The following is a 12,859-nucleotide window of genomic DNA, read 5'->3' on the forward strand; positions in this document are numbered from 1 at the left end:
CACTCTCTTACCTCAAGTGCTAATACTAATTTATCAAATTGGTCAAAGTATGTCAACATTAACACTCATAATTATAAAAAAAGAAGTTTCTATTTACTAAACAGTAAGTAGAAACTTCTCAAATACATCATTCCCACGCATTCTTCCAAGTGCTGTTAAAGAGATTCGGTCATCTGTTTCAATTAAATACCCTTCATTTACGAGCTTGGTCGTGACATCTTTAAACACATTATCATACGACGTTTTATATCGCGCAAGAAATTCATTCTTGCTGATGCCATCATTCAACCTTAACCCTAAAAACATAAACTCCTCCATCGCAGCATCAACTGTGACAGGTATACGTTCTTTAACCGCATTTCCTTTATGCATCGCCTTAATATAGTGTGGAACAGGTGCAATGTTATAATAGCGTACTCCGTCGATATACCCATGACTTCCAGCACCGGCACCATAATATTCTTTATTCTGCCAGTATACTTTATTGTGTATTGATTCATGGTGTCCTTTAGCGTAATTAGAGATTTCATATTGATGAAAGCCACGATCTCTTAAAGTATTCATCGTGAGCGTATACATCTCTGCAGCGAGCTGTTCATCCGGCAGCTGAAGCATGCCCTTTTTATACATATTATAAAACTGTGTCTTCGGCTCTAATATTAGGGAGTAACTTGAAATATGGTGTATATCCAGTGATGTCGCAAGTGCTAGATCACGACGATATTGCTCTAATGTCTGTGTCGGTAAATGATACATTAAGTCGAGACTGATAGATTCTATACCCAGCTCGTTTGCGGCGTTCACCGCGTTAAATATATCTTGTTCTTGATGTGTTCTGCCAAGCGACTTTAATAGATCATTATCAAACGTCTGTACACCGAGTGATAGACGGTTGACACCGTACTGCTTCATTAATGCAATCTTGTTACGCGTCAATTCATCAGGATTTGCTTCCATCGTAAATTCTTCATGTATCGTAAATGACTGTTCAATATAACTGAGCAATCGTTCAAGTTGTCCTTCATTCAGCGCTGTAGGTGTACCTCCACCAATAAATACCGTTAGCAAATCGCGTTCATCAATGGATGAAAGCTCTTTGATTAAACAGTCCAGATATTCATCTACTGGCTGATTTTTAATGAGGAACTTATTAAAATCACAGTACGTGCATATACGATTACAAAATGGAATATGAATATATAAACTTCTCATTATGCCTCCTAACAAATAAAGACATGGTTACCCACGTCTTTATTCTTCATCCATTTTCAGTACAGCTAAGAATGCATCCTGAGGAATTTCAACCGATCCTACTGATTTCATCTTTGCTTTACCTGCTTTTTGTTTTTCAAGTAATTTGCGCTTACGGCTGATATCCCCACCGTAACATTTCGCAAGTACGTTCTTACCAATCGATTTAATATTTGTACGTGCAATAATCTTCTGACCGATTGCTGCTTGTATAGGGACTTCGAACTGCTGTCTTGGAATTAAAGTCTTTAGTTTCTCAACGATGACTTTACCACGATCATATGCAAAGTCTCTATGCACGATAAAACTTAGTGCATCTACTGTTTCACCGTTTAATAATATATCCATCTTCACAAGCTTACTTTCCTGATAGCCAATCAATTCATAATCAAATGAAGCATACCCTTTGGTACTTGATTTCAGCTGGTCGAAGAAATCAAATACAACTTCTGAAAGCGGCACTTCATAAATGATGTTAACACGAATATCATCCAAGTAATCCATCGTCTGGAAGTTTCCGCGTTTCTTCTGGCATAGTTCCATCACTGCACCAACATAATCATTCGGTACCATAATACTTGCTTTAACGTATGGTTCATAAATTTTGTCGATCTTCTGTGGGTCCGGCATCTTAGAAGGATTGTCTACAACAATTTCACTACCGTCTGTCATCTCACATTTGTAGATAACGCTCGGCGCAGTCGCAATTAATTCAATACCAAACTCACGTTCAATACGTTCCTGAATAATTTCCATATGCAATAGCCCTAAGAAGCCGACACGGAAGCCGAATCCTAACGCTTGAGACGTTTCTGGTTCAAATTCTAGCGATGCATCGTTTAACTGAAGTTTCTCTAATGCTTCACGAAGATCATTATATTTACCCGTATCAATCGGATACACCCCACAGAATACCATCGGGTTCATCTTCTTATATCCTTGAAGTGGCTCAAGAGCAGGATTGCTGGCATGTGTGATTGTATCACCGACACGTGAATCGCCAACATTCTTGATCGATGCTGTTAAATAACCAACATCTCCAACCGTTAATTCAGCAACCGGCATTTGCTTCGGTGTATTGATTCCTACTTCGACAACTTCAAATTCTTTACCTGTCGCCATCATCTTAATCTTATCGCCTGCCTTAACCGTCCCATCAATAATTCTGATTGATGAAATAACACCACGATAAGCATCAAAGGCACTATCAAAGATCAACGCTTTAAGCGGTGCTTCTGGGTCACCCATCGGCGGCGGAACAAGTTCAACAATCTGTTCTAAAATATCTTCAATACCGATATTTGCCTTCGCACTCGCAAGCACCGCATCACTCGCATCAAGACCGATAACATCTTCAATCTCCTGGCGCACACGCTCAGGTTCTGCTGCTGGTAAATCTATCTTATTGATAACAGGAATAAGTTCTAACTCATTATCAAGTGCTAAATAAACGTTTGCCAGCGTTTGCGCTTCAATTCCTTGTGCCGCATCCACTACGAGAATCGCACCTTCACATGCAGCCAAACTACGAGAAACTTCATATGTGAAGTCCACATGACCAGGTGTATCGATTAAATGAAAGATATAGGTCTCGCCATCTTTCGCTGTATAATTTAACTGTACTGCATTTAATTTAATTGTAATCCCGCGTTCACGTTCAAGATCCATAGAATCAAGAAGCTGTGCTTTCATCTCACGCGTTGCTACAGATTTCGTATTCTCTAAAATTCTATCCGCCAAAGTCGACTTCCCGTGGTCGATGTGGGCAATAATCGAAAAGTTTCTAATTCGTTCCTGACGCTTTAAACGTTGTTCATTATTCATAGTTATTGTCCAACTTTCTTAAATTGTTCGTATATTTGATTATAACAACTAAATGTAAGTGTATCAATCAGTTTTCAAAAAATTAGATTGCATATAGCGCTTGAATTTGATAAAATATTTCTTGTTGCAATCAAATTTATAATTTTATGCAAGTGTAAGACATTTTTAGGAGGTGAAATTTATGCCAAACATCAAATCTGCAATTAAACGCGTTACTACAAGTAACAAAGCACACGATGCTAACATTTCTCAAACAAATGATATGCGTACTGCTGTGAAAAACGCTAAAGCGGCAATTGAAAACAACGCTGACAATAAATCAGAATTAGTACAAGTAGCTGTTAAAAAGATTGATAAAGCTGCGAAAAGCAACTTAATCCACTCAAACAAAGCTGACCGTTTAAAATCACAAATCATGAAAAGTAAATAAAATGTCGTGACAGAAGTGTTCTGTCACAAGAGAAACAAGGCGATAGTTTCACTATCGCCTTGTTTTTTATACCTTCAAGATAAACAGTTCCAGTATCAATACTTTATCCATATAAGATGACTTCAGTTCATAATCTGCTTCGGCACATGCATCGATAACATTCAGCAGATGCTTTAACGGAATTTGTCGTACTTTACGCATCGATAGTTTTACACGATATGGATGCACCTTCACTTCGCGTGCGATCTGCTGCTCAGAAAATCCTTTTTCAGACAATATCTTCACCTGATAGTACAATCGATACTGACTTGTTATAAGCGCGAGCAGTTTAATCGGTTCTTCTTTCATATGTATCAAGTCTTTCAATAGATGAATAGCTTCTGCCTTCTTCCCTGACGTTATGTAGTCTGTGAGCAAAAACACATTCTGTTCAAGGCTTCTGCTGACGACCTGTGACACATCGCTTTTCGTTATTATAGGTGCGTCGCCACTATATAACACTAGCTTATCCAGTTCCTTCATAACCGCTCCATAATCGATCCCGGTGAGATGGATCATTTCATTAAGTGCATCTTCTTTAATATCCTTAAAATTTTCATTTAAAGTTGATTTAATAATTTTTTTTATCCCTTGTTCATCCAGTGGTTCAATCTTCTTCACTTCATGGTTGGCCTTTATTTTCTTCACAATCTTCTTACGTTCATCGAGCTTATCTGAATATACGGTGAAGATGACATAGTTCGGGCCTTCAAATCTTTCAATAAACGCCAATATTTCATCTATATCGATTTCAAATGTCGTCTTGACTTTCTCGCCTGTAAACACAAAAGCATTATGTATGACAATCGCTTTCGCATCGGACAGAAAAGGAATTGTCATCGCATCTTCTAATATCGGTTTAACTTCGGTTTCCTTCATATCGTACTGACTATAATTAAATTCATCTTTCGTACCGATTAACTTTGCAACCAGCTGCTCTGTTTCTGATTCAACTAAAGGCTTCGTACTTCCATGTATTAAATAAATATAGCGCATCATTTACTCCTTAAAATAAAAATCTCTATTTCATTATAGCTTTTTTTTATATGTTATCATATACTTAAATAGATACATTAGGAGGTTGAGAAATTATGAATCAATTCGAAAAAAATGTTCAATCAAAAAATAATGACGTACAAGATTCTGGTTATGCATTCTTATTTGGATTTGGTGGATTTGCCACAATTTACATCATCGCTCAAATCTTTGACCTGATTGCAAAATAATGTACTTATCTGTGTGTCCGTTTCGTACATCACACGAACCCGAATAATAATGCACACTATCGTGCCATTATTGCTCGGGTTTTTATTTATTATCCTTTAATTCCTTGCGCATCGTAGAGATTTCATTTTGGCCTAACTTTACTGTTATTCTGCCATCTGACTGCGTATTATAAATCAGCTTATTATACTCAATTAGTCGTTTGATTGTCTCTTCATGCGGATGACCATACCTGTTGTTTCGCCCGGCAGATATCATTGCTGTTTTAAATTCACGTTTTAATAGTGCATCACCTGTACTTGTATCGGATCCGTGATGGCCAATCTTAACGATATCGATCCTTGATGAAATATGAGCCAGCACCTCTTCTTCCTGCGCTTTGCTCAAATCTCCCGTCAGCAATGCATTGACTTTTTCTCCTTGAATAAATGTGACGATGCTTTCGTCGTTAATATCATCCCCTTTACTTGCTGTAATTAAATCAATCCCAGCTATCTTGACCTCTGATTCATCGAATATTGGAACGTTGTATTGATGAGCAATCGCTTGAAGTGATGTGTATTTCGGTATCGATGCAGCTGTTTTATTTATGATAATGCGCTTTACAAACTTTAATTTTATAAGTTGTTCTGCTTCTCCGATATGATCCAAGTCCGGATGTGTCAATATTAAATCATCGATTTGTGTGATCCCTTTATGATATAGGAATGGTACGATAATTTTCTCACTGATGGAACGTGCGTCTCTCCGTTTCTCCCACCCTTCATTGAAATCAAACTTACCGCCGGTATCCACCATCACAACTCTGCCATTATATTCAATAACGATACAATCCCCCTGCCCAACATCCAGAACATGTAGTGCGTCTTCATTTTGTATGCGACTAATAAGAATAAGCGCTATACATAGACATATTGCAGTCACTTGAATACGGGGTTTCTGATGAAATAAATAATAGATTACGCCTATCATGATGACATAATAGATTATATGCTGTGATTTAATAACAAGTGGCAATGCATGTAACGACAAAAATTTTTCTACACATATATCATGGAATAAGAATGCATAGTGGGTCAATGCGTCCAGTATCTCCGGTATAAAATTAAACAACATTAAACAAAGTAAAATGAAAGTACAAAGCGGGAAAATAACGAAAGAGAAAAGTGGTATAAATAAAAGATTAGTCAACAATCCGATAAAATAGACGATATTGAAATGATAAAAAAGAATGGGTAACGTTGCAACTTGTGAAATGAAATTGGTTAATAAAAAAAGTTTGATTGGCGTTAATTCATAGCTTTGTAATATGAAGATAAACGAAAAGCAGATAATATAAGATAGCTGAAATCCAATGTTAAAGATTATAAAAGGTGTCATTATTAAATTTACGATAAATGTAATTGCGAGTGCATCGAGCATCGAGATAAATCTTGGCTTCACCAATACGAATGCCATAAATAGTGCTGCACGCACAACGGCTGGTGCTTCTCCTGTCAATATAACATAGCCCGGCAGAATAATTAATATCATCAATTTGCTTATATGTAACGGTACATAAAGTCGTTTAAACAAATAATAGAGCTGAACTGTAACCAGTGCAACGTGGCTGCCGCTAATCGCATAGAGATGATAGATGCCTAATGTTTTCAAATCATTTAATGTCTTATGATCTAAATATCTCGTATCGCCTGTAGTCAGCGCCGTGATATAGGCACCGTACTTTAATTGCACCATCTGTTCGCCTAAGTGATAGCGATACAGACGTATGTGATCCAATATCGTTAACGGGTGTTGTCTGCATGAATCAAAATTAACCTCTTCGATTGTAAGTGTGCCTTTATAGGTGCCATAATATAAATATTCATCATAATGAAAGCCCGGCTGATTTGTATTCGGCAATGGCGATTCAGCTGCACTACTGAATGCACATTGCTGATAGATGTGGATTCCACGTTTAAGACGTAATTGTTCAGCTTGATCTTTAATCCTATAAACGAACTTATACGTATCGTTATCAATGACAATATCACCCATCATCAAGTTGCCATCCACTTTAAACTGCGTTGTAAAATAGCCGGTCGTATTTATCTTAATATCCGATTGGTCATTAAACTGAGTAACAATCCGGCTGAATGAATGGCTCTCATAATAAAGGTACGTACATGAAAATAATGCTGCATAAATATAAATAAAGCGTGATAAACGCTTCTTATAGATAATCATTACCCCTACGAACATCAACATAACGCTGCTTAAATAATCATACTGACATAAAACTGCAGATATCACTACAAGAACTGCAATTAAGCCCACATATCCTCCGTTCTACATTTGTTCAAAATAATGGACAACATGCTGTGGATTAAAGTCAATCTTCTCAGTATCAACGTGATTCTTATCCAGCAGTTCTATGGCATAAGGATGATTCTTATAATCCTCTGCATAGTAAATTTTCTTAATGCCTGCCTGAATGAGTGACTTCGTACAATGAATACACGGAAAGTGTGTGACATAAATATCAGCGCCTTCAGTCGTTACACCCATTTTAGCGCATTGTAATAATGCATTCATCTCGGCATGTATCGTTCTGATACAGTGTCCATCTTCAACATAGCATCCTGCATCTATACAGTGCACTTCACCTGATACTGAACCGTTGTATCCACCTGCGATAATACGATTATCCTTGACAATTGTTGCACCGACACTGAGTCTTGTACACGTTGAGCGTAATGCTAACAACTGACTTTGCGCCATAAAGTACTCTTTCCACTGTATACGTTCCATAACATCCACTCCAAGTCATTTTGATACAATTGTAATATGATATTTATGCTAAATCAATCATACTTCTATATATTCCTTTAAACTTTCATATGTCTTGTCTCCTATACCTCGTATTTCTTTAATTTCTTCGATAGCTTTAAACCCTCCGTTATCTGTTCTGTACTTAATAATATCCTGCGCTTTCTTCGGACCAATTCCAGGTATTTCCTCAAGCTCAGACTGTTCTGCCTGATTAATATTAATCTTACTCTGTACGTTGCTTCCAGAATTACTTTCAGGATGACCCCCGGTATTCTGATAGAGCGTATATTTGTCCGTCTTCACTTCACCTTTAAATGGAATATAGATCACAAGGGCATCACGTACTTCTTGAGATAAGTTCACTGCCTCCAGATCTGCATTCGGCAGTACTTCAGCATGTTTTAATACATCATGTACACGCTCACCTTGCTGTGCATCATAGACACCGCCATACTTGACAGCGCCTTTCACATCAACTTTAATATTCTGTGCTGCACTTTCCTCAGTCTCTTCTTCCTTCTGTAAGGCTACCTCAGAAGTTTCAGCCGGTTGTTGTATTTCTTCCTCACTAATTTCTGTACTTGATATTGATTTCATCAATACAATCATCCCAACGATAAAGGTTACGATTGTTAATCCGATCATCTGCTTGTTCACATTGTATCTGTCTAGTAGCGTCCCGAAATTTAATAATTTCTGCAAAAAAACACCTCCTGAATAGTTATATCAGGAAGTGAACAAAATCTCTTATTTGTAACAATTTAAAATTTATTTTATCTATCATCGTTTTTTTGCGACAAAAAATACGCGTTCTACGTCGTCAGTTTCCGTCACTTGCGCTTCATTAAAATCAAAGAATACTCTCTCGATATCAAATCCTGCCTGTTCGAGCTGCATCTTATAGAAATCAATCGGGAACGTCCGTTGTTCATGAGATTCATCGAATCTATCATAACGTGTTCCATCTGATACGAAAAAGGTCATATCATGATACACAGAAAATGGTGTCTCACCTTTAATGGCATGCCATATATACACAACGTCTGATAGATCGTCACTATAGGTTGCATTATTGAAGTAGCGCTCAAACTTCTGAACACTATGCACATCAAAAATAAATGTACCTTCACGTTTCAGATGCGCATACACATTTTGAAATGTGCGGGCTATAGCATCTTCATCTTGCAGGTAGTTTAGACTGTCACATAAACACGTAATCGTATCGAATGATTTCGCAAGATTAAGTTCAGTCATATCCTGTGCAATAAATTGTGCATTGCCTACATTATGCTGAGCAACAGCAAGCATATCCTCACTTAGATCGACACCGATCTTTTCATTGGCAGTGACGAGCTGCAATAACTTTCCTGTCCCCGTCGCAACATCTAGAATCGAGCCCTCTGCTGGGATATATCGCTGAACGATCTGTGCCCAGGTGTCATAAGGCTGATCATACATAAATCGATCATAGATGTGCGCAAATTGCCCGTATTCCATTATATCGTTTCCGACTCGTACGTAATGATTTCCTGATCTCGGAATAATTTCTCTAAATTATAATAATCACGTTCTTCATGATGGAAGACATGCACTACAACATCTCCAAGATCCACAAGTACCCAACGCGCTTCATTAAATCCTTCCAGACGGTTAACTTCAATGCCATTCTTTTGTGCTTCGTCTTTAACTTCGCGTGCAATTGCTTGTACTTGTCGATCAGAATTTCCCTCACAGATTACAAAATAATCCGTAACACCCGTTACATCTGCGACATTTATACCAATAATATCTTCTGCTCGTTTGTTATCACATGCATTAAATGCAAGCTCCAATAATACTTTACTATTCATTAAATCCATCCTTTATCTTTGTAAATTATAATAATTAAGACATTCAATCGTTTTCGGATAAATTGTCTTATCATTTTCAACTAAATAGAGTGTCGTACGTTTTGAAATTTCATATATTGCTTTGTCTAAATTTTGCTCGTTATACACGATGTCTCTAATCTCATCAACACCAGGCTGTGTTCTACCCGGCTCAATATAATCACTCACAAATATAATTTTTTCATTTAATCTCATCTGCTTACGGCCACAAGTGTGATGATAGATCGCATGATATATTTCTTCATCTTCAATATGATGTTCATGCTTCATAATTTCAGCTGCAACAGGTCCATGTAATATTTCTGAGTTGTAAGCCAGTAGTTCATTATCAAGTTCATAATGTGTCACTGCCTGATAAAGTACGCTTAAATCATCATACTTTGCATAATCGTGCAATATCCCTGCAATCTCTACGACATCTTTGTCACCACCGAACATTTCAGCGAGTTTAACACCTGTTTCAGCAACACGTAATGAATGTTCAAATCGCTTCTTAGGTAATTTCTCTTCTACTAATTTAATCGCTTTTTTTCTCTTCATACAAGTGCTCCTCTCTAATATACTTCTCTACATCGTCTAGTAGTAAGCATTTCACTGACTGTCCATTAAGCATACGCTTCCTAATATCAGTAGCACTCACATCCATCCTTGGCAATGTAAAAGGTATAAAAGGCTCTCTTAAATTCAGTTCATCACGCGATCTGTTCACGACGATGAACGATGCAAGTGAAGTAATTGCTTCTAGATTGTACCATTTATCAATCGCTTCGTACTGATCATATCCGATTAATATTTTTAGCGTGCAATTTTTATACTTTTCCTTCAAATATAAAACAGTATGATACGTATAACTCTTTCCTGACTGCTCTATTTCAAACGTATCAATTTCACCGAAAGTTAAATATTCAATCGTCTGTTCTATCATATTTAACCGATGTTGATCTGATACGTTTGGTCTTGATGTTTTATGCGGGCTTTGTCCTGCTGGCATGAAGATAAATTTATCTGGTCTAAACTGCTGATACACTTCATTTGCAACAAATGCATGACCAATATGAACAGGATCGAATGAGCCACCGTAAAGTATGATTTCCATTAGCGTGGGAGTTCTATTTTTTTATGATTTACTGAAGGTTTATACAGAATAATTGTCGAACCGATGACTTGTACAAGCTCCCCGTACACACGGCGTGCAATTGTTTCTGCAAGCTCCTCTTTATCATCCATATTATTCTGCAATACACTGACTTTTATGAGTTCACGTTTTTCCAGTACATCATTTAATTGCTCAATTAAGTTATTGCTAATACCACCTTTACCAATTTGAAAGATTGGGTCCAAATTATGAGCTTTTGCGCGTAAATATCTTCTTTGTTTTCCTGTTAACATAATGTGCTCCTTTATAAATGATTTATTACAGCTTGTTTCATCGCTGCTTTATTCGCTTGCTTACCAGTCCATATTTCATAACTCAGCGCACCTTGATTCACAAACATATCAAGGCCGTTGATAATCTTTAATCCTCGTTGTGCTGCACTTTGCAGTATCGGTGTCGTGTCAGGTGTATATATAATGTCGCATACGACAGCACTTGACTTCAACTGGGCTATATCGATTAAAGTCTCCGACATAAATCCCTCCATCCCGACCGGTGTCGTGTTGATAACAATATCCGCTTGCTGAATGATCACGTCACTCTCCTCATACTTGTAAGCGTCTATTTGAAACGGCCAGTCTGCAACACGATTACAATTTCTGTTCAGTACAGTAACTTTATTATCTTTAAATAACGTATAACATATCGCTCGACTCGCACCACCAGCCCCGAGTACGACAATATTCTTTCCACCAATATGTTCCTCTATAGATGCTTTAAATCCTGCACCGTCTGTATTATAGCCATACCATACACCATCTTTAATGTGCACCGTATTAATTGCACCAATCATCTGCGCTTTTGTGTCTACTACATCCACAACTTGCAACATATCCACTTTATACGGAATCGTAATATTAAAGCCGTCAATGGCCTTCTCGTGAATAATATCTCTCAAATGATGAAAGTGTTTCGGATTGATGTGAAGTGCAGTGTATTCATCATCAGTTTGCAACGCTTTGAAATTGGCATGGTGCATCAACGGTGATAGTGAATGTTTAATAGGATGACCTATAACTGCAAATTTCATAATGTCACCTCTACAATATGCTCGGTCTTAAATATACATCAACTTGCTTCGGTGCATGTACGATGATTTGCGCACCTTTATCCACCGTAATAAAACCGAGGCCTGAAATAATGATATCCTGTTTCTCTTCTTTCACAGATAACTGAACTTGCTTCACATTATCAAAATCAAATTCGCCACTACCGGGGGGTACTAATAGTTCACCAATCTGACGATGCCACAAACTTTGCGCATTATCTGTCTTTGTTCTATGAATGTTCAGTAAATTGCTTACGAAACAGTTTAAGCTTCTTCTACCTCCAGACACATAATCAACGCGTACTAAGCCTCCTAGAAACAACGTCTGTCCTTCGTTTAACTGGAAGTTACGAGGCTTGATTTCTTGTTTTGGCATAATTACTTTGAGTTCCTTATCAGTAACGTAATGGGTCATCTGGTGTGCCTGGATGATACCCGGTGTATCAAACAGAAATGAATGTTCATCGAGTGGAATATCGATTAAATCAAGCGTTGTGCCCGGGAAGTGACTTGTCGTAATAACATCTTTCTCACCCACGCTCGTCTCAATCAATTTATTAATTAAAGTCGATTTACCGACGTTTGTCGTCCCTACAACATAGACGTCCTGATTTGATCTTAAAGTTTCAATCGACTCAAGCAGTTCTTCAATACCGTGATTTTTCTGTGCCGAAATTAATACGACGTCATCTGGATTCATACCAAGTGCTTTCGCCTGTTTTTCAATCCATAGTTTTACACGGCGTTTGTTAATCAGTTTCGGTAATAGATCCATTTTGTTCGCAGCAATGATGACCTTCTTATTACCTACGATACGCTTTAATCCGTTAATCCATGAACCTTGAAAATCAAATACATCTATCACATTAACAATGATTCCTTGTTTTTCGCTCAATGCATTTAACATCGTTAAAAAGTCATCGCTTGTCATATTTACGTCCTGAATCTCATTATAATGCTTTAATCTAAAGCAACGTTTGCATATGACGTCTTCTTTCTTTAAACTTGAAGCAGGTACATATCCAGGTTTATTCTGATCATCTGACTGAAGTTCTGCACCGCAACCGATACATTTCATGTGTTCACTCAAATTATATTCCTCCATTATTAAACTCACTATTGTATATTTTATCATAAATGATGTTATTAGTATTGCAAGTCACAATAAAAAAGGACGAGACATACGT

At 37.4% G+C, this 12,859-nt stretch carries 15 protein-coding genes; 2 read left to right on the top strand and 13 right to left on the bottom strand.

What is annotated here, in order from left to right:
- Positions 1-96: 96 nt before the first annotated feature.
- Together hemW and lepA are read right to left on the bottom strand one after the other, a co-directional pair.
- Positions 97-1,212, bottom strand: coding sequence for a radical SAM family heme chaperone HemW (gene hemW / locus QNJ52_RS03655; protein WP_283721902.1), 1,116 nt, complete (start codon positions 1,210-1,212; stop codon positions 97-99).
- Positions 1,213-1,251: 39 nt separating this feature from the next.
- Complete coding sequence (lepA, locus tag QNJ52_RS03660; RefSeq protein ID WP_219492222.1) at positions 1,252-3,075, bottom strand: translation elongation factor 4; 1,824 nt, start codon at positions 3,073-3,075, stop codon at positions 1,252-1,254.
- Between the two features lie 181 nt (positions 3,076-3,256).
- On the opposite strand from lepA, the gene rpsT reads away from it, so the two are divergent.
- Positions 3,257-3,505 (top strand): 30S ribosomal protein S20, encoded by a 249-nt coding sequence (rpsT, locus tag QNJ52_RS03665; protein WP_283721903.1) that lies wholly within the window; start codon positions 3,257-3,259, stop codon positions 3,503-3,505.
- Between the two features lie 66 nt (positions 3,506-3,571).
- On the opposite strand, the gene holA is transcribed toward rpsT, so the two are convergent.
- Positions 3,572-4,543: a DNA polymerase III subunit delta gene (holA, locus tag QNJ52_RS03670; RefSeq protein WP_219492225.1), complete on the bottom strand. Its 972-nt coding sequence runs from the start codon at positions 4,541-4,543 to the stop codon at positions 3,572-3,574.
- A gap of 92 nt (positions 4,544-4,635) precedes the next feature.
- Here holA and QNJ52_RS03675 point away from each other — a divergent pair, with 92 nt between their 5' ends.
- Positions 4,636-4,770: a YqzM family protein gene (locus QNJ52_RS03675; protein ID WP_083754277.1), complete on the top strand. Its 135-nt coding sequence runs from the start codon at positions 4,636-4,638 to the stop codon at positions 4,768-4,770.
- 82 nt (positions 4,771-4,852) lie between these two features.
- Here the strand turns inward: QNJ52_RS03675 and QNJ52_RS03680 are convergent, their stop codons facing one another.
- The 10 genes from QNJ52_RS03680 to yqeH all read right to left on the bottom strand — a co-directional run bounded on the left by QNJ52_RS03680 (position 4,853) and on the right by yqeH (position 12,762).
- A complete protein-coding gene (locus tag QNJ52_RS03680; protein ID WP_283721904.1) occupies positions 4,853-7,084 on the bottom strand; it encodes a DNA internalization-related competence protein ComEC/Rec2 in 2,232 nt (743 codons plus the stop codon).
- 12 nt (positions 7,085-7,096) lie between these two features.
- Entirely contained in the window at positions 7,097-7,558 is a 462-nt protein-coding gene (locus QNJ52_RS03685; protein WP_219520878.1) for a ComE operon protein 2, read from the bottom strand.
- Positions 7,559-7,615: 57 nt separating this feature from the next.
- On the bottom strand, positions 7,616-8,281 hold the full coding sequence (locus QNJ52_RS03690; protein ID WP_283721905.1) for a helix-hairpin-helix domain-containing protein: 666 nt from the start codon (positions 8,279-8,281) through the stop codon (positions 7,616-7,618).
- A gap of 78 nt (positions 8,282-8,359) precedes the next feature.
- Positions 8,360-9,076, bottom strand: coding sequence for a class I SAM-dependent DNA methyltransferase (locus QNJ52_RS03695; RefSeq protein ID WP_283721906.1), 717 nt, complete (start codon positions 9,074-9,076; stop codon positions 8,360-8,362).
- Positions 9,076-9,429, bottom strand: coding sequence for a ribosome silencing factor (gene rsfS, locus QNJ52_RS03700; RefSeq protein WP_283721907.1), 354 nt, complete (start codon positions 9,427-9,429; stop codon positions 9,076-9,078). The genes QNJ52_RS03695 and rsfS overlap by 1 nt, the downstream gene beginning before the upstream one ends.
- A 12-nt stretch (positions 9,430-9,441) precedes the next feature.
- On the bottom strand, positions 9,442-10,008 hold the full coding sequence (yqeK, locus tag QNJ52_RS03705; RefSeq protein ID WP_283721908.1) for a bis(5'-nucleosyl)-tetraphosphatase (symmetrical) YqeK: 567 nt from the start codon (positions 10,006-10,008) through the stop codon (positions 9,442-9,444).
- Positions 9,986-10,564, bottom strand: a complete 579-nt coding sequence (gene nadD / locus QNJ52_RS03710; protein WP_219492242.1) for a nicotinate (nicotinamide) nucleotide adenylyltransferase — start codon at positions 10,562-10,564, stop codon at positions 9,986-9,988. The genes yqeK and nadD overlap by 23 nt, the downstream gene beginning before the upstream one ends.
- Positions 10,564-10,857 (bottom strand): ribosome assembly RNA-binding protein YhbY, encoded by a 294-nt coding sequence (yhbY, locus tag QNJ52_RS03715; protein WP_219492245.1) that lies wholly within the window; start codon positions 10,855-10,857, stop codon positions 10,564-10,566. Before yhbY ends, nadD begins: the two co-directional genes overlap by 1 nt.
- 11 nt (positions 10,858-10,868) lie before the next feature.
- Positions 10,869-11,654 (bottom strand): shikimate dehydrogenase, encoded by a 786-nt coding sequence (gene aroE, locus QNJ52_RS03720; RefSeq protein ID WP_283721909.1) that lies wholly within the window; start codon positions 11,652-11,654, stop codon positions 10,869-10,871.
- A 10-nt stretch (positions 11,655-11,664) separates the two neighbouring features.
- A complete protein-coding gene (gene yqeH, locus QNJ52_RS03725) occupies positions 11,665-12,762 on the bottom strand; it encodes a ribosome biogenesis GTPase YqeH (protein WP_219492250.1) in 1,098 nt (365 codons plus the stop codon).
- Positions 12,763-12,859 lie beyond the last annotated feature (97 nt).

The organism is Macrococcus sp. S115, from assembly GCF_030067655.1.
Classification (GTDB): Bacteria; Bacillota; Bacilli; order Staphylococcales; family Staphylococcaceae; genus Macrococcoides; species Macrococcoides psychrotolerans.

Bases quoted from the DNA above. Each gene is read 5' to 3' on its own strand.
- hemW (WP_283721902.1), bottom strand. From the start codon at position 1,212: ATGAGAAGTTTATATATTCATATTCCATTTTGTAATCGTATATGCACG.
- lepA (WP_219492222.1), bottom strand. From the start codon at position 3,075: ATGAATAATGAACAACGTTTAAAGCGTCAGGAACGAATTAGAAACTTT.
- rpsT (WP_283721903.1), top strand. From the start codon at position 3,257: ATGCCAAACATCAAATCTGCAATTAAACGCGTTACTACAAGTAACAAA.
- holA (WP_219492225.1), bottom strand. From the start codon at position 4,543: ATGATGCGCTATATTTATTTAATACATGGAAGTACGAAGCCTTTAGTT.
- QNJ52_RS03675 (WP_083754277.1), top strand. From the start codon at position 4,636: ATGAATCAATTCGAAAAAAATGTTCAATCAAAAAATAATGACGTACAA.
- QNJ52_RS03685 (WP_219520878.1), bottom strand. From the start codon at position 7,558: ATGGAACGTATACAGTGGAAAGAGTACTTTATGGCGCAAAGTCAGTTG.
- QNJ52_RS03695 (WP_283721906.1), bottom strand. From the start codon at position 9,076: ATGGAATACGGGCAATTTGCGCACATCTATGATCGATTTATGTATGAT.
- rsfS (WP_283721907.1), bottom strand. From the start codon at position 9,429: ATGAATAGTAAAGTATTATTGGAGCTTGCATTTAATGCATGTGATAAC.
- yqeK (WP_283721908.1), bottom strand. From the start codon at position 10,008: ATGAAGAGAAAAAAAGCGATTAAATTAGTAGAAGAGAAATTACCTAAG.
- nadD (WP_219492242.1), bottom strand. From the start codon at position 10,564: ATGGAAATCATACTTTACGGTGGCTCATTCGATCCTGTTCATATTGGT.
- yhbY (WP_219492245.1), bottom strand. From the start codon at position 10,857: ATGTTAACAGGAAAACAAAGAAGATATTTACGCGCAAAAGCTCATAAT.
- aroE (WP_283721909.1), bottom strand. From the start codon at position 11,654: ATGAAATTTGCAGTTATAGGTCATCCTATTAAACATTCACTATCACCG.